Here is a 19,463-nt window from a genome sequence, read left to right as displayed (position 1 = left end):
GGATCAGGATTATGGCAATCGAGTATCTCAAACGCGGCAAATCTGACGCTGACCGGGCCAAAGATGACGCCAAGACCCGCGCCGTGGTCGAGGCCACGCTGAAAGACATCGAAACCCGTGGCGACGCCGCCGTGCGCGAGCTGAGCGAGAAGTTCGACAACTATTCCCCCGCCTCGTTCTGCTTGTCGCAGGAGCAGATCGACGATCTGATCGGCCAACTCACCGAACGCGAGCTGGACGATATCAAATTCGCCCAGGAACAGGTGCGCAATTTTGCCCAGGCACAGCGGGACTCGATGCTGGATATCGAGGTTGAAACCCTGCCCGGCGTCATTCTGGGCCACAAGAATATCCCCGTGCAATCGGTGGGCTGCTACGTGCCCGGCGGCAAGTTCCCGATGGTGGCCTCGGCCCATATGTCGGTGGCGACGGCCAGCGTGGCGGGCGTGCCGCGCATCATCGCCTGCACGCCTCCGTTTCAGGGTAAGCCGAACCCGGCGGTGATCGCGGCCATGCACCTGGGCGGCGCGCATGAGATCTATGTGATGGGCGGCATTCAGGCCATCGGCGCGATGGCGCTGGGAACCGAAACCATTGATCCCGTCCACATGCTGGTTGGCCCCGGCAACGCGTTTGTGGCCGAAGCCAAGCGCCAGCTCTTTGGCCGTGTGGGCATCGATCTGTTTGCTGGCCCGACCGAGACCATGGTGATCGCCGATGAGACTGCAGCGGATGCAGAACTCTGTGCTACAGACCTGCTGGGTCAGGCTGAGCATGGCTATAACAGCCCGTGCGTGCTGCTGACCAATTCGCGCAAGCTGGCCGAAGAGACTCTGGCCGAGGTCGACCGCCTGCTGGGCATCCTGCCCACCGCCGACACGGCGAAAGTGTCCTGGGCCGAATATGGCGAGGTGATTGTCTGCGACACCTATGACGAGATGTTGCAGGTCGCCGACGACATCGCCTCCGAGCATGTGCAGGTGATGACCGACCGCGATGACTGGTTCCTTGAGAACATGACCTGCTATGGCGCGCTGTTCCTTGGACCGCGCACCAATGTGTCGAACGGCGACAAGGTGATTGGCACCAACCACACGCTGCCGACCAAGAAGGCTGGGCGCTATACCGGCGGGCTATGGGTGGGTAAATACCTGAAAACACATAGCTACCAAAAGGTTCTGACTGATGAGGCGGCGACGCTGATCGGCGAATACGGCTCGCGCCTGTGCATGCTGGAAGGCTTCGTGGGCCATGCCGAGCAATGTAATGTCCGCGTCCGCCGCTATGGCGGGATCAATGTGCCCTATGGTGAGGCCGCACCCTATCGGGACGCCGCCGAATGAGTGATATCCATACACAGCACAAGGTCCTGATCGCGCAGGTCAGGGCGGCTATGTATGATTTCACCGAAACGGGTGTGCGGCAGGCGTTGGCAAATGTCAGCGCTCCGGACGCCTTGTTTCGGTTGTGCCATCCGTTCGGCGACAGCACGGGCAGCGATGCGTTTTATGACACCGCTTACAAAGGTTTGCTGGACGCATGGCCTGACTTGGAGCGGCGCGACTACATCGTCATAGCCGGGCCGGATGAACACGGTGCGGATTGGGTCGGTTGCGGTGGCTATTATACCGGTACCTTCACCGGGCCATGGTTGGATATCCCGCCGACCGGCCATCAGGCGACGATGCGGTTCCATGAATTCTATCGCTTCCGCAACGGCAAGATCGTCGAGATGCAGGCGCTGTGGGACATCCCCGAAGTAATGATGCAGGCCAACGCCTGGCCCATGGCCCCCAGCCTTGGCCACGAATGGCATGTGCCGGGTCCCGCGACGCAGGATGGTCTGGTGCCGGGGCCATATGATGCCGCCAAAGGTCAGCAGACATGCCAGCACATCATCGACATGCTGGATCACCTCAAGAAACACCCCTCGGAAGGTGGGCCCGAGGTGATGGAGATGGAGAAATTCTGGCACCCCCGCATGAACTGGTACGGCCCGGCAGGGATCGGCACCGGGCGCGGCTTTGCCGGGTTTCGCAACTGGCACCAGATTCCGTTTCTGAACGGGATGCCCGATCGCGGGAAGTATGTGGATGACATCACCTATCACTTCTTCGGCGATGGCGATTATGCCGCCGTCACCGGCTGGCCGAACATGATCCAGACGGTAACCCATGACGGCTGGATGGGCATTGCGCCCTCGGGCCAGCGGATCACCATGCGCAGCCTTGATTTCTGGCGGCTCGAGAATGGCCTGATCCGCGAAAACTGGGTTCTGGTCGATCTTCTGGACGCTTATCGCCAACTGGGAGTTGACGTGTTCGCCCGTCTGCGGGAATTCAACAAGGCCCGGAATATGGGCCGAATTGAAATACCGGATGGAATGAGCTGATGACTGACCTGCCCCGCACCCCCTCGTTTTCGCTGAGCGGCAAAACCGCGCTGGTTACTGGTGCCTCGTCGGGTATCGGTCAGGGCTGCGCCGTGGCGCTGGCCGAGGCCGGGGCGCATGTGGTTTGTGTGGCGCGCGGGGCGGATCGTCTGGCGGAGACCGTCGCCGCGCTGCAGGCGCAGGGCAGGTCTGCCGAGGCCGCGGTGGTGGATCAGGGTGACTTGCAGGCGCTGCAAAAGCTGTTCGACGGCCGCGCCTTTGACGTGGTGGTCAATTCCGCCGGAACCGCCCGCCACGGTCCGGCAATCGACACCACGCCCGAAGATTTCGACGCGGTGACCGACGTCAACCTGCGCTCGGCCTATTTCCTGTCATCTTATGCGGCCAAAGCGCTGCTGGCGGCGGGTCGGCCAGGTTCGATCATCCATATCTCTAGCCAGATGGGCCATGTCGGCGGTGTGGACCGGGCGCTCTATTGCGCAACGAAACACGGGCTTGAGGGCATGGTCAAAGCGATGGCGATCGAATGGGGCAAACAGCGCATCCGCATCAACACGGTCTGCCCGACCTTCATCCGCACGCCGCTGACGCAGGCCACGTTCGACAACCCAGAACGCGCCGCATGGATCATGGACAAGATCAAGCTCGACCGCGTGGGCGAGGTCGAAGACATCATGGGGGCCGTCACCTATCTGGCCTCGGACGCCTCGGCGCTGGTGACGGGCACTTCGATGCTGATTGACGGCGGGTGGACGGCGGACTGATGCGCTATGACGACAAAGATATCAGCATTCAACGCCGACTACGGGATGCGATCCTTGATGCTATCGTGGAAGAAGGCAAAACGATGATCTATCGACCCTCAGCCGGGACGGTGAATGAGGAACCGCATCACTTTTGGGGGCGTTTTGGCCCGATCTTGGACGAATACGGATTGAAACAGATCGACAAAGACTCTGTTCGGGAAGATGCGCAGCAATTGATCGGTAAACTGAACGAACCCGATGCCGATACGGTGCATCAGCTATTTGTTCAGTTTCTGGGCGAGCGCCCCGGAAGCCAACTGCCGGACACCCGGGGTGACTTCCAAATACCGGATAGTCTGCGCGGGGTAATGGATGCCTGTTGCGATTTGACCTTTGCGGTTCCGACGATCTCGCGCGGTTTTCGTTGGACCGAGCGGGTTGCCCCCGTCATGCGTGACGCAAAACGTTGGGACCATGAAGGTGTGTCCAAGCAGGACGAAAGCCAGGCTATGGTTTCCGAATTTCGTGAGCAACGTGAACAGTGCGGTCGTGCGTTTGTAAAATCAGCTCCGATGCATGCCATAGACGGTCTTCGGGACATAGCAAAAACCGAAGGTTCAATGGCGGCATTGCAATCCCTGAATCAATACTACGATGGCAATGCATGGCTGAGCATTCACGACCCGACCGTACCGCGTGGTATGCCGACGATGGGGCTAGATGCTGGGATGAAATTGCTGGCTGCACTGTTCAGAGAGAAACCGGATGGCTGAAAAGGTCACATCCCTGCAGGTTGCGCAACTGGCCGGTGTCAGCCAGTCAGCGGTCAGCCGGGTGTTCACGCCCGGTGCCTCGGTCAGTAAAAAGACCGAAGACAAAGTGCGCAAGGCCGCCTCTGAACTGGGCTACAGACCCAATGTTCTGGCCCGCGCGATGGTGTCGGGCAAAAGCCGCATCATCGGTCTGGTGGTGGGGTATCTTGAGAATTATTTTTACCCCGAGGCGTTGGAGAAGCTCTCCAACGCGCTGCAGGAACAGGGTTATCACGTGTTGATCTTCATGGCCTCACGCTCGGCCGGGAATATTGACGACGTGATGGACGAGATTCTGGACTATCAGGTGGACGGGGTCATTCTGGCCTCGGTTCCGATGTCGTCGGATATTGCCATGCGCTGCCAGCAGGCCGGCGTTCCGGTGGTGCTGTTCAACCGCACGCAGGATCTGGACGGGATTACCACGGTGGCCTCGGACAACTATGCGGGCGGGCGCAAAGTGGCCGAGTTTCTACTGGCCGGAGGGCATAAGCGCATCGCCTATATCGCGGGTTGGCAGGGTGCCTCGACCCAGCGCGACCGCGAGGCCGGGTTCCGTGCGGCATTGGCAGAAGGCGGGCAGGATGTGTTCTCCCATGATGTCGGAGATTTCCACACCGAAAACGCCCGCGCCGCTGCCCGTCGGATGTTTGATGTTGCCCCCGGCAAACGGCCCGACGCGGTGTTTGTGGCCAATGACCACATGGCTTTGGCCGCGATGGACGTAATCCGCTTTGAACTGGGCCTGCGCGTGCCCGAGGATGTCTCGGTCATCGGTTACGACGATGTGCCGCCCGCCGGGTGGCCTGCCTATAACCTGACGACAATCCGCCAGCGCGCAAATCTGATGGTGGCCGAAACCGTCATCGCATTGCTTGACCATATCGACACCCCGGCCACGGCCAAACCACGCAAAGTGGCCATTGACGGGCCGCTGATCGTGCGGACCTCGGCCCGGTTGCCGAAGGGGTGGAAACCACAAAGGACCGAGACATGAAGGGCTTTGATCCGAAATTCCGGGACTTCCCGGACTACATCATCGGGATCACCAAAGAAATCTGGGAGGATCGCGGCATCGCGACCCTGCACGAGTATTACGGCAAGGATATCGTGGTGCGGATGCCGGGCAGTGTCTCGACCGGCAATCAGGGTGTCATCGGCGCGACCATGGCGACGCTGGCCGAGTTCCCCGACCGTACCCTTCTGGGCGAGGATGTGATCTGGTCCGGCACGCCCGAGGACGGGATGCTGTCGAGCCACCGCATCATGTCCACCGCCACGCATCTGGGCGATGGTGCGTTTGGAAAGGCCACCGGGTCCAAACTGCGCTATCGCATTCTGGCCGACTGCCACGCGCGCAACAATGCCATCGACGATGAATGGCTGATCCGCGACAACGACGCGATCGTCCGGCAAATGGGGTGGGAGCCGAAAGAGTTCGCCCGCGACCTGATCGCGCGCGAGGGTGGGGCCGAAGTTTGCGCGAAACCACTGACCCCAACCAATGATTTGCCGGGGCCCTATTCCGGGCGCGGCAATGACAATGAATGGGGTCAGCGCCATGCCGATCTGCTGACCCGGATGATGGGCGCGGATATGGGCGTGGTTGAACGCGACTATGACCGTGCGGTACAGACCGAATATCCAGGCGGAGCCACAGGACATGGGCGCGACGCGGTGGATCGGTTCTGGATGTCTCTGCGCGCGGCACTGCCCAACGCCACTTTTACCATCCACCACCAGATCGGGCGCGATGATCCCAACATGCCGCCCCGGTCCGCAATTCGCTGGAGCCTGCATGGCAAGCATGATGGCTGGGGGGCGTTTGGCATACCCACCGGGGCCGAGCTGTATGTGTTGGGCATCAGCCACGCAGAATGGGGTGAGCTGATCGGCGGCGATATCCGCCTGCGCCGCGAATGGACCTTGTTTGATGAAACGGCGATCTGGAAACAGCTTTTGCTGGCAACCGGAGACCTGTGATGCCCACCTGTCTGACAACTGGTGAAGAAGCGCGGCGTTTTCATGGCCACCGGGCCTCTTTGCGGGCTAGGCGACTGAACAACCGACCTCCGGGCGCAAGGGGTTCCTGACCCCTTTGTACCAACTCAAACAACGGAGACCCTCATGAGCACCATCCAACAACGCATCGTCCGCTACGGCGAACTGCAGCCCTGCAAAACCGCCTTTATCGATGCCCACACACCGGGCAGCGATCAGAAGGAAAACTTCACCATCATCGGCGGCGGCGTGTCTGAAAGTCCTGACCAACACGTCCATATCACCGACAAGATCGGCTTTAACATCGGCGCTGCGGGCCAGCCGCCGAAATGCCGGAACTCTCTGCACAGTCACACCACGGCCGAGGTGTTCTTTGTCGCCAAGGGCCGCTGGCGGTTCTTCTGGGGCCGTTATGGCACTGCGGGTGAGTTCATTGCCGAGGAAGGCGATATCTTCAACATTCCCACCGGTATCTTCCGCGGGTTCGAGAATGTCGGTCAGGACTACGGCATGATCATGTCGATTCTGGGCGGAGACGATGCAGGTGGCGGTGTGACATGGGCCCCGCAGGTCATCGAAGACGCGCAGGCGCATGGGTTGATGCTGGGCGACAATGGTGTGCTTTACGACAGCAAGAAGGGTCAGGAACTGCCCCACAATGTACGACCGATGCCTCTGCTGACCGAGGAGGAACTGAAAGCCTATCCTGAGGTTCCGGTCGAGGATGTGGTGGGTGAATACGTTGCCCGTTACTGGGACTTGATGGCGCTGTCGGCCCACAAACCGGCGAAGGTGATCGGAGAGGATGCGCTGATCAAAGACAAGCCGGGGTTCGAGGTTGATTTCCTTGGGCGTGGCTCAAGCGTGACTGATCCGGTGGCGGTGGAAAAACCGGTGGTTCTGATGCCCGCCAGTGGTCATTGGCGTATATCTGTTGATGGATTTGAAACTACCTTGTCCGCCGGGGACACGGCATTGGTTCTTCCGGGAGAACGCTATAGCGTTGAACCGTCGATGACCGGGCAGGCGGGACTGTACCGGATCACCGCAACCGATGACCCCGCCGGAGCGACCTGGACAGGATGACCGCAGACCCAAACGACACCCATGCCATTTACGAAAGGCAGGCGAGCGAATATGACAAGCGCCGCTCAAAGGCCTTGTTCGAGGCGCGCTGGCTGGCGCGCTTTACCGCGAGTCTGAAGCCTGGCGATCACGTTCTGGATCTGGGTTGCGGCACGGGTGATCCCATTGCGCGGTGGTTCAGAGCCGAAGGGTTTGACGTCACGGGTGTCGATTTCTCTGAGGCGATGTTGGCCATTGCCCGGACCCGCTGGCCCGACGGGGATTGGCGTCATGGCGATATGCGCGATTTCGAACTGGATCAGACCTTCGACGGCATCATCGCATGGAACAGCTTTTTCCATCTGACAGCCGACGAGCAAAGGGATTGTATCGCCCGTATGTCCCGTCATTTGCGACCCGGTGGAATGCTGATGCTGACCGTCGGTCCCCGCGCGGGGGAGGTCAGTGGAACCGTTGGATCGGAACCTGTCTATCACGCGTCGCTCTCGCCCGCGGGCTACGCCACGTGCCTTGAAAAGAACGAGCTGCAATTGACCGGGTTTCTGGCCGAAGACCCTGAAACCCAAAGCCACACAATCCTGATGGCTCGCAAAATCTGAGGAGGTCCCGATGACCGTAAAGACCACGCATGTTGGATCTCTGCCCCGCTCGCAGGACGTGGTGGATTACATCTTTGCCCGCGAAAACGGTAAACCCTATGATGCGGCAGGTTTTGATGCCTGCATGACCGAAGCGGTGTCCGAGACGGTGCGCAAGCAGGTCGAAGCAGGGGTGGATATCGTCAGCGATGGCGAAACCTCGAAGATTTCCTACGCTACTTATGTCAAAGACCGCTATACTGGTTTTTCCGGCGACAGCCCGCGCAATGCACCTGCGGATCTGAAGATGTTTCCCAGCTTTTTGCAGCGTCTGGCCGATGATGGCGGCACCCCGCAATATGCAAGGCCCATGTGCACCGGCGAGGTGCGTTCGAAAGGACAGGGCGAGTTGCAGAAGGACATCGCCAACCTCAAGGCGGCGATGTCCCAGCACGGGATCGACCGAGGCTTCATGAATGCCGCGTCGCCGGGCGTGATTTCGCTGTTTCTGCAGAATGACCACTACCCAACACGCGAGGCGTATCTGGCCGCGTTGGCCGATGCCATGAAAGAGGAATACGAAACAATCGTGGCCGCAGGTCTGGACCTGCAACTGGATTGCCCCGATCTGGCCCTGTCACGGCATATGCTGTTCACCGATCTGTCGGATGACGCGTTCGTGAAGATTGCCAATATGCATGTCGAGGCCCTGAATCATGCGCTGCAGAACGTCCCGCAGGACCGTGTGCGCGTGCATATCTGCTGGGGCAATTACGAAGGCCCGCATTGTTGTGACATTGCGATGGACAAGGTGTTTTCGACCCTGATGGCGACCAAGTCGCGCTATGTGCTGTTTGAAACCTCGAACCCACGACACGCTCATGAGTGGACCGTGTTCCGCGACCGAAAAGGCGAGATACCCGATGACAAGGTGCTGGTCCCCGGCGTTGTCGACACCACCACCAACTTCATCGAACACCCCGAGCTTGTGGCGCAGCGCATCGACCGGTTCTCGGGCATTGTCGGGGCGGATCGGGTGATTGCAGGCAGCGATTGCGGTTTTGGCACCTTCGCGGGCTTCGGGGCGGTTGATCCGCAGATTGCCTATGCCAAATTGGCGGCGCTGTCGGCCGGGGCAAAGCTGGCGGCGTCATGACGCCCTTAATCCTGTTGCCCGGCATGATGTGCGATGCGCGCCTCTTTGGTCCGCAGATCGACACATTTTCAAACAGAGTGCCGTTGATGAGCTTTCCGCTAAGCCAGCAGGACAGCGTTGGGGACATGGCCGCCGAGATTGTGAACAATACACCGCCTCGCTTCGCTTTGGCGGGGCTGTCGATGGGTGGAATTGTTGCGATGGAAGTGCTGCGTCAAGCCCCGGATCGGGTCGAACGGCTTGCTTTGCTGGATACCAACCCGCTGGCAGAAGCGTCCGAGGTCAAGGCGCGCCGTGTGCCGCAGATGGCCGCCGTGCGCAACGGGCGCTTGCGGCAGGTGATGCGTGATGAGATGAAGCCCAACTATCTGGCGGATGGTCCGCGACAGGGCGCTATTCTGGATCTGTGCATGGCGATGGCCACAGATCTGGGACCGGACGTCTTTCTTCGTCAGTCGCAAGCGCTCATGGATCGTCCCGACCAACAAGCGACCCTTTCGGCCTATACCGGCAAAACGCTGGTTCTGTGCGGGCGTGCCGACGGTCTTTGCCCTGTCGAACGCCACCAGCTTATGCACGATCTTCTGCCAGACAGCGTGCTGACGATCATTGAAGACGCAGGACACCTGCCCACACTGGAACAACCACAAGAAACCACAGCGGCCCTGATCCGCTGGCTGGAGGACACATGACCCCGTCGCTTCTATCCCTGCTTCGCAAGGTCGACACCCCCACCGTCTGCAACGCCATCGAAGTGGCGCAGGGCAAACGAGGCTTTGATCAGTTCACCCGGGGAACCATGCAATGCTCTGCCCCTGATGAGCCAGCAATTGTAGGCTATGCACGCACCGCCAAGATCGCCGCCCTTAACCCGCCAACCGAGCCAGCGGATGTGATCCGGGCGCGCCGCATGGCCTACTACAAGTATATGGCCGAGGCCCCAGAGCCATCTGTGGCCGTGATTGAGGATGTAGATTACCCGGACTGTATCGGCGCCTATTGGGGTGAGATCAACACGTCGGTCCACAAAGGGTTCGGTATGTTGGGGGTCGTCACCAATGGCGTGATGCGCGATCTTGGGGACTTACCCGATGGGTTTCCGGTGGTCGCCGGTTCCATAGGCCCGAGCCATGGTTTCGTCCACATACGCGAGATTGATACACGGGTTTCCGTGTTTGGCCTAACTGTAAGCCCAGGTGATTTGGTACACGCTGACCGTCATGGAGCACTGGTAATACCAGAGGATGTCATTGTGCATTTGGAAGCGGCAATCCGAAAGCTGCTGGTGACAGAGCGTATCGTTCTGGATGCTGCACGCCAATCCGGGTTTGATTTCGAAACCTTTGAGACCGCATGGGCTGCGTTCGAAAAGGCGAGAGTCTGATGGCAAGCGGCACATGAAAGGATCGCATGCAAAGTAAAAAGATAGCAGGAACTTAAACCAGCCGCATCAGGTAAGGTGAAGAGAATTGCCGAGATCCTTCACGGTAGTTAAAGAGTGGTTCTGAACAATACCTGAGCTTACTGGCGGGTCTTGTCAGAAGAACTTTGCTTGAGCGGGGCAGGGCGGTTTCATAGCGTCTGGGAATGACCAAACCGGCCGCCTTCAAGTATTTCAAAACCAGTCCGGAGATTTTCCGCCTCGCTGTGATGTTGTATATTCGGTTTCCGCTTTCGCTTCGAAACGTGGAAGATCTTTTGCACGAACGGGGAATTGAGTTGAGCCACGAAACCGTCCGTTATTGGTGGAACAGGTTCGGCCCGTTGTTTGCCTCCGAGATCAAACGAAAGCGTGCTCAGCAATTGCGAGCATACTCAAAATGGAAGTGGCACATCGACGAGGTCTTTGTGAAGGTGAACGGTAAGCGGCACTATCTGTGGCGCGCTGTCGATCATGAAGGCGAGGTGCTCGAAGCAGTCGTGACCAAACGCCGAAACAAGCACGCCGCACTGAAATTCCTCAAGAAGTTGATGAAACGACATGGTAAAACGGAAACTGTCGTCACGGCTCGCTTCGCATCGTATCGGGCCGCTCTCAGAGAGCTTGGTGATACGGAAAAACAATTGACGGGCAGATAGCTCAACAACCGAGTTGAGAACTCTCACCTGCCGTTCCGCCGAAGAGAACGCGCGATGCAGCGGTTCAGGCGCATGCGAAGTTTACAGAAATTCGCCTCTGTCCATTCCTCCGTTTGCAACCACTTCAACCAGGAAAGATCGTTAGCCAGTCGAGACACCTTCAAGCTGACCCGCGCCGCCGCTCTTGCCGAGTGGCGTCAAATTTGTTCCGGATAGGTTCGCGGTTTCTGCGGCAAACTGAGACTGGTTCGAATTCGTCTGACCGCACCTGCGACACATCCGTTTGGCGTAATGGACGTGAGACGGGATCGGGAAACAAGTGTACGAAATGTGCCTGTGAGCACGTAGCTTTAGTCTGGACCCGCCCTTCGAACGCCATACGGGGCCGCAAAAGAGGTCGGAAACATGTCCGAAACCGGTGGCGCGTCAGCAGCAGTTCCGGAATGACCTCTTGCGCAAGGGCCTGTTTTACATGTTGAAAAGTTCTGAACGCGTCGAGGCGTTTTGCCTCTCGAACGTCCTCGACACTTTGGTCAACTGTTAAAACGTGGCGCGTAGATTGCTGGCTATCTATTCCTGCTGATTTCCTGCAGGTGACAGCGACGTAGCGCAAGTTTTCTCGGAAGGCTCTGCCCCAAAGATCTATGGGACAGAGCGCGGTTTTTCTAAGTTACTTCTGCGCTTCGAGGATTTCGTTGATCAGAGTGTCGCCGTTTTCCTCGATGAATGTTGCCCACACCGGCTTGGCTGCTTCCTGAAAAGCTGCTCCGTCGACGTCGCGGTTGATTTCCATGCCGCCTTCGGTGGTTAGCCATTCAATCGTTTGTTCTTCCTTGTCGCGGTTGCCTTTGCGCTGGAAGGCCACCGCCTCGGCAGCGGCGGCCTCGATGACGGCTTTTTGCTCGTCCGTCAGGCCGTTGAACGTATCCGCGTTCATGGCCAGAACCAGAGCGGAATAGGCGTGCTGCGACAGGCTCAGGTATTTCTGAACCTCGTAGAACTTGAACGCCTCAACCACCCAGATCGGATGATCCTGCGCATTGACGACGCCGGTTTCCAGAGCGGTATAAAGTTCGGCAACCGGGATCTGCTGGGGGTTGGCGTCCAATGTCTCAAACAGGTCGTTCAGCGCCTTGGAGTTGTTCACCCGCATGACGACACCGGACAGATCGGCAGGCGCGCGCACCGGCCCCTTGTTGGTCGAGATATTGCGATACCCGTTCTCGGGGAAACCCAGACCTTTCAGTCCGAACTCTTCAAGATCGGCCAGCACGCCCTGACCCACGGGGCCGTCCAGCACGGCATAAGCCTTGTCGCGATCGGGGAACATGAAGGGCAGGGTAAAGGCCCCGGCTTCGGGAACCATGCCGGTAAAGTTGTTCAGACCTGACAGCGTGAAATGGATGACGCCCGACCGCACGCCGTCGATCAGCTGATCATCTGTCCCCAACTGGCCGTTGGGGAAGACGTCGATGACGACCTCTCCACCGGTGCCCTCCTTGACCTTGTCGGCGAACATGACCGCCATCTTGTGGGTCAGATCGGTGTCCGGCGCGGGGTGTCCGAATTTCAACCGGGTTTCAGCATCTGCGGCAGAGGCCGAAACGGCCAACACCGCGGCTGTCACGAGCGATTTGATTTTCAACGACATTTAGTTTCCTCCCTAAGTTAGCCGATGAGAAGTTTCATGGGGTAGATGATGATCTGCGGAAAAATGACGAACAGCGCCAACAACACGACATAGGCCAGAACAAACGGCCAGACGCCTTTTACCGCCTCGGTCATCGGTGTTTTCGAGACGCCGCAGACCACGTTCAGTACATTGCCGACCGGCGGCGTGATCAGACCGATCGAGGCGTTGATGACGAACATCAGGCCGAAATAAACCGGGTCGATCCCGGCGGCTTTGATGACCGGCATGAACAGCGGTGCAAGGATCAGGACCGATGGCCCCAGATCCATGAACATACCCACCACAAAGACGATCAGCATGATTGTCGCCATCAGCAGGCGCGGGTTGTCGACCAGCGGTCCCAGCATGGCCGCCAGTTGTTGGGGCAGCTGGGCGATGGTGATCAACCAGGCGGCGACCATGGCACATCCCACAAGGAACATGACCATGGCGGTGGACCGGCCGGCGCTCAGCAGGATGTCGTAGAGCAGGCGCCAGGTCATCTCGCGGTAGATGAAGGTGGTGACGGCCAACGCATAGACAGCGGCGACCACGGCCGCCTCGGTTGGCGTGAAAATCCCGAACCGGATGCCGCCGATGATGATGACCGGCAACAGCAGTGCCCAACCTGCATCCCGCAAAGCCAGCAGCTTTTCCGATCGCGGTGCCGGTTCGAACACTTCCAGGTCTTCGCCGCGTACCAGAAAGTTCCAGACCAGAACCAGCGTGGCCCCCATCATCAGGCCGGGAACAATGCCGCCGATAAAGAGTTTTGCGATCGAGATGTTTCCCGCGACGCCGATCAGGATCAACGGCAGCGATGGCGGGATGACCGGAGCGATGATCCCGCCCGATGCCAGCAGGCCCGCCGTCCGGCCACGCGGGTAATTCGCCTTGGCCATCATCGGAAACAGCATACTGGACAACGCTGCGGCATCGGCGACGGCAGAGCCCGACAGCCCCGCCAGCAGAACCGAGGTGAAGATCGCCACATATCCCAGCCCGCCGCGCCGGTGCCCGACAAGGGCGCTGGCCAGCCTGACGATCCGTTTTGCCAACCCGCCCGATGACATGGTTTCGCCTGCCACCAGAAAGAACGGGATCGCCAGCAACGGAAAGCTGTTGACCCCGTTGATCATCGACAGGGCCATGACATTGGCGCTGAACAAGTCCAGTTGCAGCATCAGGGCCATGGACGCCAACAGCAGCGAAAATGCGACCGGAATGCCGATGGCGATCCCGATCAGCAGAATCCCGAGAAACAGTGCAAGCGTCATGCGTCGGGCTCATGTCTTTGCGGCCAAATCAGGCGCGACAGTGCAATGCAGAACATCATGGCACCGGCGATTGCGCCGGGTAGGTAAAGGATTCCCTTGGGCAGCCCGGTCAGTTGCGAGATGTTGTTCTAGTTCGCCACGGTCTGCTGTTGCGCGCCCCAGCACAGCAATGCCACGGACACCAGCACAACGCTCCATTTGATCTTGTCCAGCCAGGGTACGGCGCGGGGGAAAAGCGCCTGCGCGATTTCGGTAATGGCCAGATGCTGATCCCGGCGCAGCACAATGACCGCGCCCAGCATCACGATCCAGACAAATCCAAGCCGGGACAGTTCGATGGATTCGCGAAACCCGGTCGAAAAGCCATAGCGCATCACCACATTCACGAAAACCAGCCCGATCATGGCTGCCATTAGCACGACGATGACCACATCAAGCCGCTGAAACAGCCGGTCGACAGTCTTTTTGAACTTTGTTCCGGGCATCCCCCCCCCCCCTTGTTCGAAGGTAAGGTTAACGATAACCTAATGGCGACGTAACACTTGTCAGTGCATAACAGCGTCGAAAGTGAGAAACGCCGTGAACGACAACAAAATCGCAGAGGTCACTTTGGCCGACGTTGCCGAAAAGGCCGGGGTCAGCCGCATGACAGTGTCCAAGGTTCTGCGCGGCACCGGCAGCATTTCCAGCAAGACCCGTGAACGCATCCTCAGCGCCTGCGACACGCTGGGATATGTGCCCAACACTTTTGCAAGTGCCTTGAGTTCCAAGAAATCTCCGTTCATCGGCGTGATCATCCCGTCGACGTCGGATTTTGTATTCTCGGCGGTTCTGAGCGGCGTCAACGACGTGGTGCGCCCCCATGGGTTGCAGACCCTGATCGGCGAGACGTTGTTCGACCCCGAGATCGAGCTTTCGCTGGTGCGCATGATGCTGTCGCTGCGCCCGTCGGGGCTGATTGCCAGCAGCGGGTTGGCGCGTCTGGACAAGACCCGGCAGTTGTTGGCCAAACGCACCTGCCCGCTGATTCAGATCTGGGATGCGGACGACACAGACGGGGATGCGGCGGTTGGCCTGTCTCATCAAGGGGCCGGAGTCACCATCGCCCGGCACTTTATCGAGCGCGGATTCCGCAATGTGGCCTATATCGGCGCTCAGCTTGATGTCGATCTCTGTGCTGGCCAGCGACTGGACGGATTCAGAGACGTTCTGGCGCAGGCCGGTCTATCGCTGCACCAAGAGATCAATCCAGATTTACCGAGAACACGCGAGACCGGGCAGGTTCTGGCTCAACGTTTGCTGGATCGCAAACGTCCCTTGGACGCGATCTATTGCCTAAACGATTCCATGGCTGCCGGATGCCTGTCCTACTTGTACGCGCAGGATTATCGGATCCCTGAGGATGTGGCCGTTGCCGGGTTCAACGGAACCTCGCGGGATTACGCGGTCAGGACCAACCTGACCACGCAGGATGTGGACCGGCGTGAAATCGGACGCTGTGCCGCGAAGCTGATTGTGGATCGGGAGGCGCTGCAAAACCCTGTTGATCTGGTGCCCGACAAGCTGGTCGTGGGAATGACCACTTAAGGCATTTGCACGCCGGACCTGTTCAGGGTGATGGCATAAAGGCTGGTCGAGGGGTCTTGTCAGAAGAACCTGGTTTGAGCGGCGCAGGACAGTTGCGAAGCTTTTGCCCATGACCAAACCTGCCTCTTTCAAATACTTCAAAACCAGTCCCGCGATCATCCGCTTTGCGGTGATGCTTTACATCCGCTTCCCGCTCTCGCTTCGGAATGTCGAAGATTTGTTGAACGAGCGCGACATCGACGGGAGCCATGAAGCTGTCCGATGCTGGCGGAACAGGTTTGGCCCGATGTTTGCATCAGAGATCCGAAGAAAACGGGTTCAGCAACTCCGAGCCTTTTCAAAATCCAGGCGGCACGTTGACGATGTTTTTGTGAAGGTGAATGGTAAACGCCACTATCTCTGGCGTGCCGTCGATCACGAAGATGAAGTGCTTGAGGCCGTCGTCACGAAGCGTCGAAACAAAGCTGCAGCACTGAAATTCCTCAAGAAATTGATGAAGCGGCGCGGTTACGCCGAAGAGATCGTCACAGATCGCTTCGCATCCTACAAGGCTGCGCTCAGAGAAATGGGTGCTCTCGAAAACCAAAGGACGGGCAGGTGGCTCAACAACCGTGTCGAGAATTCGCACCAGCCGTTCCGACGACGCGAACGCGCCATGCTCCGTTTTAGGCGCATGCGAAGTTTACAGAAATTCGCCGCAGTTCAAGCCTCGATCTCCAACCTTTTCACTTCGGAACGCAGCTTCTCTTCCAGATCCGACTTCAAGATGAATCGGGCTGCTGCTGTCTCTGAGTGGCGTGGTCTCTGCGAGGCATAAGGGGCGGCCATTCTGTCCTTGTGGAGATTGGTTGGAATTCGTCGGGCAGCAACCGATGGCTTAATGAACATCGTCGGAAAAAACTTTTTACCGAAGTCGACGCATTATGATATAAAGAAAATCGAATATTAATGAGCCGACAAGAGCTTGTTTCGAACTGTATTGTTGATATGGGAGGTCAATATGTACCGGGTTTCCACCCTTATTTTCTCGCTGGTGATTGCGCCAGCTTCTGCTTTTTCAGATGCCGTGCCAAGCGAAGAGGCAGCTGAAGGCTTGTTCCTGGAACAACCCTACTCCCCATATGCACAACGCAGTTTCCCAGAGCGGCCGTTATGGGGTGATACCCATCTTCACACGGGGCTTTCTCTGGACGCCGGCGCTTTTGGAAACACGTTGCTGCCGGACGATGCATGGCGCTTTGCAAAGGGTGAACAGGTCATCTCCTCGACAGGCCAACCCGTCAGACTAGGGCGACCATTGGACTGGATGGTCTTGACGGATCACACTGATCTGATGGGGTTCGCTCCGGATCTGCAAGCCGGCAAGCCGGGCGTTATTTCCGACCCAAAAGGTCTGGAGTGGTACGAAGGGTATAAAGCTGGCGGTGAAGAAGCCGGGAAGACCGCCTTTGATATCATTACAAATTTCTCTCAAATGACCCTGCCGGAAATCCTGCTTGAGTCTTACAGCCCTGGTGCCGACGCCTTTGCGTTTACCTGGGAACACATTGTGCTCGCGGCAGAGCGGCACAACGACCCTGGGAGTTTTACGGCCTTTATAGGGTTCGAGTGGACCTCTGTCCCGAAGGGGTTCAACCTACACCGGAACGTTATGTTGCGGGACGGGCCGATCAGAGCGCTCCAGATGGTCCCCCCGGTCACGCAACCGCCATACGGCGACACAGATCCAAAATCGCTCTATGCCTGGCTGGAAGAATATCAGGAGAAGACCGGGGGTCGTGCTGTTGCCTTTGCCCATAACGGAAACTTGTCAAATGGATGGATGTTTCCGACCGAAGACACATACCACGGCGGTAAGGTCGACGAAGAATACGTGGCGGCTCGTGCAAAATGGGAGCCGCATTATGAAGTCACGCAGATCAAGGGTGACGGCGAAGCGCACCCGTTCCTGAGCCCGGATGATGAGTTTGCAGACTATGAAAACTGGGACGTCGGCAATCTCGATATCACCGAGCTTAAGACAGAGGATATGTTGGCCGGAGAATATGCCCGAGAAGCGCTGAAGCGCGGTTTGATGCTGGAAGAAAAGTTCGGCGTGAACCCCTACAAATTCGGCATGGGCGGTGCTACGGACAGCCATACATCACTGGCGACGGCCGAAGAGGACAACTTTTTTGGCAAGTCGGTCAGCGTTGAGCCATCGGCCTCTCGTATCAAGCACCCATTCATCGCCAACGATCTTGGTGAAATACCCGGCGATCTTCTGGTCGCGTCGGGGTACACAGCCGTTTGGGCGACCGAGAACACGCGCGCGGCGATCTTCGATGCATTCAAGCGGCGCGAAACCTACGCGACAACCGGACCTCGGATCGGGTTGAGATTCTTTGGCGGCTGGGACTTTAGCGATACGGACGTAGAGACCCGGTTCCTTGCAGATGTTGGCTATACCAAGGGTGTTCCCATGGGGTCGGATTTGCGCCCTCGCGAAGGTGATGGGGCACCGTCCTTCCTGATTGCTGCCTTGCGCGACCCGGTTGGTGCAAATCTCGACCGCGTTCAGGTTGTGAAGGGATGGCTCGACCCGGACGGTGGTTTGCGGGAAAAAGTTTACGATGTCGCGTGGTCAGATGATCGCGTGGCTGATGAAAACGGCAAGGTTCCCGCGGTTGGAAACACCGTGGACCTGGAGACGGCAAGTTGGACCAACACAATCGGCACCGCCGAGTTGGTGAAGGTTTGGTCCGATCCGGATTTCGACCCCAACGCAAGGGCGTTTTACTACGTTCGGGCAATCGAAATCCCAACTCCTCGTTGGGTTCTTTATGACAAGCTGAGGTTCGGCGCAGAGTTGCCCCAAGATGCTGTTCTAACGCATCAGGAGCGCGCGTATTCCTCCCCGATTTGGTACACCCCCGCAGAGTAACATGATTTTGGCATGGACTTGGACAGCGAGACGGTGAACTAACCTCGGGGCAGTCACTATAGGTGTGAAGATTGCGTGGTGTGGGATCCTTTGCAAAAAACAATTGAAATGAGAGCGCAAGCTCGGGTTTTGCAGGAGCCCTTACGAAGAATCTGAACGAACCGCTGTTCCATTTCTTTTTTGATTGGGGCGGCTATTTTCATTTGGTTCCACATTGTTGCGCCGGAGACCGAGGCGGTCGAAAATTCCGAATTCATCACGATAGACGATGACGCGGTCGCGAGTTTGGCAGACCAGTTTGAAGCTAGGTGGAAACGTCGGCCAAGCAATGCTGAGCTAGAAGCCTTGGTTAATGCTTCAATTCGTGAGGAGATTCTGGTCAGAGAAGCATGAAAACTTGACCTGGATCGCGGAGATACCGTGATCATGTCTCGGCTAAGCCAGAAAATGGGCTTTCTGACAGAAGCAATCGCCACGTCGGCCTTGTCAGAAGAACTTGAGTTGAGATGGGCAGGGGGCTTTCGTAGCTTTTGCCCACGAGCAAATCTGCCTCATTCAAGTACTTCAAAACCAGCCCCGAGATCATCCGCGTGGCGGTGATGCTGTACGTCAGTTTCCCACTTTCGCTTCGGAATGTCGAAGATCTGCTGCACGAGCGAGGCATCGACGTGAGCCACGAAACTGTCTGGTATTGGTGGAACAGGGTTGCCCCGATGTTTGCTGCTGAGATCAGACGGAAGCGTATTCAGCAGTTGCGCGCGTTCTCCAAATGGAACTGGCACTTGGACGAGGTTTTCGTGAAGAGACACTACCTGGCGGGCCATCGATCATGAGGGCGAAGTGTTGGAAGCAATCGTTACCAAACGCCGAAACAAGCAGGCGGCATTGAGATTCCTCAAGAAATTGATGAAGCGTCACGGTTGCGCCGAAGAGATCGTCACAGATCGCTTCGCTTATTACAAGGCTGCGTTCAGAGAAATGAGTGCGCTCGAAAAACAACAGACGGGCAGGTGGCTAAATAACGGCGTCGAGAATTCGCACCTTCCTTTCCGACGGCGTGAACGCGCGATGCCCTCACGACGGCACAGCTCTGCAATGCTGTCCTCGCCTTTTAGGCCGTCCAGCACGATCCTGATCTTCTCATCTGCGGAATA

The 19,463-nt window shown here is 58.0% G+C and carries 17 protein-coding genes and 2 pseudogenes; 16 read left to right on the top strand and 3 right to left on the bottom strand.

Features of this window, described 5'->3' with window-relative positions; translation table 11 throughout:
* Nucleotides 1-11 precede the first annotated feature (11 nt).
* The 12 genes and pseudogenes from hisD (at nucleotide 12) to ACRZ9X_RS05450 (ending at nucleotide 11,066) form a co-directional block, all read left to right on the top strand.
* Nucleotides 12-1,343: a histidinol dehydrogenase gene (hisD, locus tag ACRZ9X_RS05505; RefSeq protein WP_480516629.1), complete on the top strand. Its 1,332-nt coding sequence runs from the start codon at nucleotides 12-14 to the stop codon at nucleotides 1,341-1,343.
* A complete protein-coding gene (locus ACRZ9X_RS05500; protein WP_480516627.1) occupies nucleotides 1,340-2,392 on the top strand; it encodes an ester cyclase in 1,053 nt (350 codons plus the stop codon). The genes hisD and ACRZ9X_RS05500 overlap by 4 nt, the downstream gene beginning before the upstream one ends.
* Nucleotides 2,392-3,156: an SDR family NAD(P)-dependent oxidoreductase gene (locus ACRZ9X_RS05495; protein WP_480516625.1), complete on the top strand. Its 765-nt coding sequence runs from the start codon at nucleotides 2,392-2,394 to the stop codon at nucleotides 3,154-3,156. The genes ACRZ9X_RS05500 and ACRZ9X_RS05495 overlap by 1 nt, the downstream gene beginning before the upstream one ends.
* Nucleotides 3,156-3,911 carry a hypothetical protein gene (locus tag ACRZ9X_RS05490; RefSeq protein WP_480516623.1) on the top strand — a complete coding sequence of 252 codons (756 nt, stop codon included), beginning with the start codon at nucleotides 3,156-3,158 and terminating at the stop codon, nucleotides 3,909-3,911. Before ACRZ9X_RS05495 ends, ACRZ9X_RS05490 begins: the two co-directional genes overlap by 1 nt.
* Nucleotides 3,904-4,947 (top strand): LacI family DNA-binding transcriptional regulator, encoded by a 1,044-nt coding sequence (locus tag ACRZ9X_RS05485; protein ID WP_480516621.1) that lies wholly within the window; start codon nucleotides 3,904-3,906, stop codon nucleotides 4,945-4,947. The genes ACRZ9X_RS05490 and ACRZ9X_RS05485 overlap by 8 nt, the downstream gene beginning before the upstream one ends.
* The gene (locus ACRZ9X_RS05480) at nucleotides 4,944-5,933 is read left to right on the top strand and encodes a nuclear transport factor 2 family protein (RefSeq protein WP_480516619.1); all 990 of its coding nucleotides are present in this window, start codon (nucleotides 4,944-4,946) and stop codon (nucleotides 5,931-5,933) included. Before ACRZ9X_RS05485 ends, ACRZ9X_RS05480 begins: the two co-directional genes overlap by 4 nt.
* Nucleotides 5,934-6,077: 144 nt before the next feature.
* Entirely contained in the window at nucleotides 6,078-7,037 is a 960-nt protein-coding gene (locus ACRZ9X_RS05475; RefSeq protein WP_480516617.1) for a cupin domain-containing protein, read from the top strand.
* Nucleotides 7,034-7,636, top strand: a complete 603-nt coding sequence (locus tag ACRZ9X_RS05470) for a class I SAM-dependent methyltransferase (protein ID WP_480516615.1) — start codon at nucleotides 7,034-7,036, stop codon at nucleotides 7,634-7,636. The genes ACRZ9X_RS05475 and ACRZ9X_RS05470 overlap by 4 nt, the downstream gene beginning before the upstream one ends.
* A gap of 10 nt (nucleotides 7,637-7,646) precedes the next feature.
* Complete coding sequence (locus ACRZ9X_RS05465; protein ID WP_480516613.1) at nucleotides 7,647-8,771, top strand: cobalamin-independent methionine synthase II family protein; 1,125 nt, start codon at nucleotides 7,647-7,649, stop codon at nucleotides 8,769-8,771.
* Complete coding sequence (locus ACRZ9X_RS05460; RefSeq protein WP_480516611.1) at nucleotides 8,768-9,463, top strand: alpha/beta fold hydrolase; 696 nt, start codon at nucleotides 8,768-8,770, stop codon at nucleotides 9,461-9,463. The genes ACRZ9X_RS05465 and ACRZ9X_RS05460 overlap by 4 nt, the downstream gene beginning before the upstream one ends.
* Nucleotides 9,460-10,155 carry an RraA family protein gene (locus ACRZ9X_RS05455; RefSeq protein ID WP_480516609.1) on the top strand — a complete coding sequence of 232 codons (696 nt, stop codon included), beginning with the start codon at nucleotides 9,460-9,462 and terminating at the stop codon, nucleotides 10,153-10,155. The genes ACRZ9X_RS05460 and ACRZ9X_RS05455 overlap by 4 nt, the downstream gene beginning before the upstream one ends.
* Nucleotides 10,156-10,358: 203 nt before the next feature.
* Nucleotides 10,359-11,066, top strand: a pseudogene (locus ACRZ9X_RS05450) (IS6 family transposase).
* A 454-nt stretch (nucleotides 11,067-11,520) separates the two neighbouring features.
* Here ACRZ9X_RS05450 and ACRZ9X_RS05445 read toward each other — a convergent pair.
* The 3 genes from ACRZ9X_RS05445 to ACRZ9X_RS05435 all read right to left on the bottom strand — a co-directional run bounded on the left by ACRZ9X_RS05445 (nucleotide 11,521) and on the right by ACRZ9X_RS05435 (nucleotide 14,284).
* Nucleotides 11,521-12,501, bottom strand: a complete 981-nt coding sequence (locus tag ACRZ9X_RS05445) for a DctP family TRAP transporter solute-binding subunit (protein WP_480516607.1) — start codon at nucleotides 12,499-12,501, stop codon at nucleotides 11,521-11,523.
* 17 nt (nucleotides 12,502-12,518) lie between these two features.
* Entirely contained in the window at nucleotides 12,519-13,799 is a 1,281-nt protein-coding gene (locus tag ACRZ9X_RS05440; RefSeq protein WP_480516605.1) for a TRAP transporter large permease, read from the bottom strand.
* A 128-nt stretch (nucleotides 13,800-13,927) separates the two neighbouring features.
* Nucleotides 13,928-14,284 (bottom strand): TRAP transporter small permease, encoded by a 357-nt coding sequence (locus tag ACRZ9X_RS05435; protein ID WP_480516603.1) that lies wholly within the window; start codon nucleotides 14,282-14,284, stop codon nucleotides 13,928-13,930.
* Nucleotides 14,285-14,378: 94 nt separating this feature from the next.
* Between ACRZ9X_RS05435 and ACRZ9X_RS05430 the strand changes: the two genes are divergently transcribed.
* The 4 genes and pseudogenes from ACRZ9X_RS05430 to ACRZ9X_RS05415 all read left to right on the top strand — a co-directional run.
* Nucleotides 14,379-15,386 carry a LacI family DNA-binding transcriptional regulator gene (locus ACRZ9X_RS05430; RefSeq protein WP_480516601.1) on the top strand — a complete coding sequence of 336 codons (1,008 nt, stop codon included), beginning with the start codon at nucleotides 14,379-14,381 and terminating at the stop codon, nucleotides 15,384-15,386.
* A gap of 109 nt (nucleotides 15,387-15,495) precedes the next feature.
* Nucleotides 15,496-16,203 carry an IS6 family transposase gene (locus tag ACRZ9X_RS05425; protein WP_480516599.1) on the top strand — a complete coding sequence of 236 codons (708 nt, stop codon included), beginning with the start codon at nucleotides 15,496-15,498 and terminating at the stop codon, nucleotides 16,201-16,203.
* A gap of 183 nt (nucleotides 16,204-16,386) precedes the next feature.
* Nucleotides 16,387-18,309 (top strand): DUF3604 domain-containing protein, encoded by a 1,923-nt coding sequence (locus tag ACRZ9X_RS05420; RefSeq protein ID WP_480516597.1) that lies wholly within the window; start codon nucleotides 16,387-16,389, stop codon nucleotides 18,307-18,309.
* A 530-nt stretch (nucleotides 18,310-18,839) separates the two neighbouring features.
* Nucleotides 18,840-19,407, top strand: a pseudogene (locus ACRZ9X_RS05415) (IS6 family transposase); the annotation flags it as partial.
* Between the last annotated feature and the right edge of the window lie 56 nt (nucleotides 19,408-19,463).

The sequence above is a fragment of the Ruegeria sp. AL1 genome (genome assembly GCF_056540905.1).
This window is presented reverse-complemented; position numbering and strand designations above follow the sequence as displayed.

Bases quoted from the DNA above. Each gene is read 5' to 3' on its own strand.
- hisD (WP_480516629.1), top strand. From the start codon at position 12: ATGGCAATCGAGTATCTCAAACGCGGCAAATCTGACGCTGACCGGGCC.
- ACRZ9X_RS05500 (WP_480516627.1), top strand. From the start codon at position 1,340: ATGAGTGATATCCATACACAGCACAAGGTCCTGATCGCGCAGGTCAGG.
- ACRZ9X_RS05495 (WP_480516625.1), top strand. From the start codon at position 2,392: ATGACTGACCTGCCCCGCACCCCCTCGTTTTCGCTGAGCGGCAAAACC.
- ACRZ9X_RS05490 (WP_480516623.1), top strand. From the start codon at position 3,156: ATGCGCTATGACGACAAAGATATCAGCATTCAACGCCGACTACGGGAT.
- ACRZ9X_RS05485 (WP_480516621.1), top strand. From the start codon at position 3,904: ATGGCTGAAAAGGTCACATCCCTGCAGGTTGCGCAACTGGCCGGTGTC.
- ACRZ9X_RS05480 (WP_480516619.1), top strand. From the start codon at position 4,944: ATGAAGGGCTTTGATCCGAAATTCCGGGACTTCCCGGACTACATCATC.
- ACRZ9X_RS05475 (WP_480516617.1), top strand. From the start codon at position 6,078: ATGAGCACCATCCAACAACGCATCGTCCGCTACGGCGAACTGCAGCCC.
- ACRZ9X_RS05470 (WP_480516615.1), top strand. From the start codon at position 7,034: ATGACCGCAGACCCAAACGACACCCATGCCATTTACGAAAGGCAGGCG.
- ACRZ9X_RS05465 (WP_480516613.1), top strand. From the start codon at position 7,647: ATGACCGTAAAGACCACGCATGTTGGATCTCTGCCCCGCTCGCAGGAC.
- ACRZ9X_RS05460 (WP_480516611.1), top strand. From the start codon at position 8,768: ATGACGCCCTTAATCCTGTTGCCCGGCATGATGTGCGATGCGCGCCTC.
- ACRZ9X_RS05455 (WP_480516609.1), top strand. From the start codon at position 9,460: ATGACCCCGTCGCTTCTATCCCTGCTTCGCAAGGTCGACACCCCCACC.
- ACRZ9X_RS05445 (WP_480516607.1), bottom strand. From the start codon at position 12,501: ATGTCGTTGAAAATCAAATCGCTCGTGACAGCCGCGGTGTTGGCCGTT.
- ACRZ9X_RS05440 (WP_480516605.1), bottom strand. From the start codon at position 13,799: ATGACGCTTGCACTGTTTCTCGGGATTCTGCTGATCGGGATCGCCATC.
- ACRZ9X_RS05435 (WP_480516603.1), bottom strand. From the start codon at position 14,284: ATGCCCGGAACAAAGTTCAAAAAGACTGTCGACCGGCTGTTTCAGCGG.
- ACRZ9X_RS05425 (WP_480516599.1), top strand. From the start codon at position 15,496: ATGACCAAACCTGCCTCTTTCAAATACTTCAAAACCAGTCCCGCGATC.
- ACRZ9X_RS05420 (WP_480516597.1), top strand. From the start codon at position 16,387: ATGTACCGGGTTTCCACCCTTATTTTCTCGCTGGTGATTGCGCCAGCT.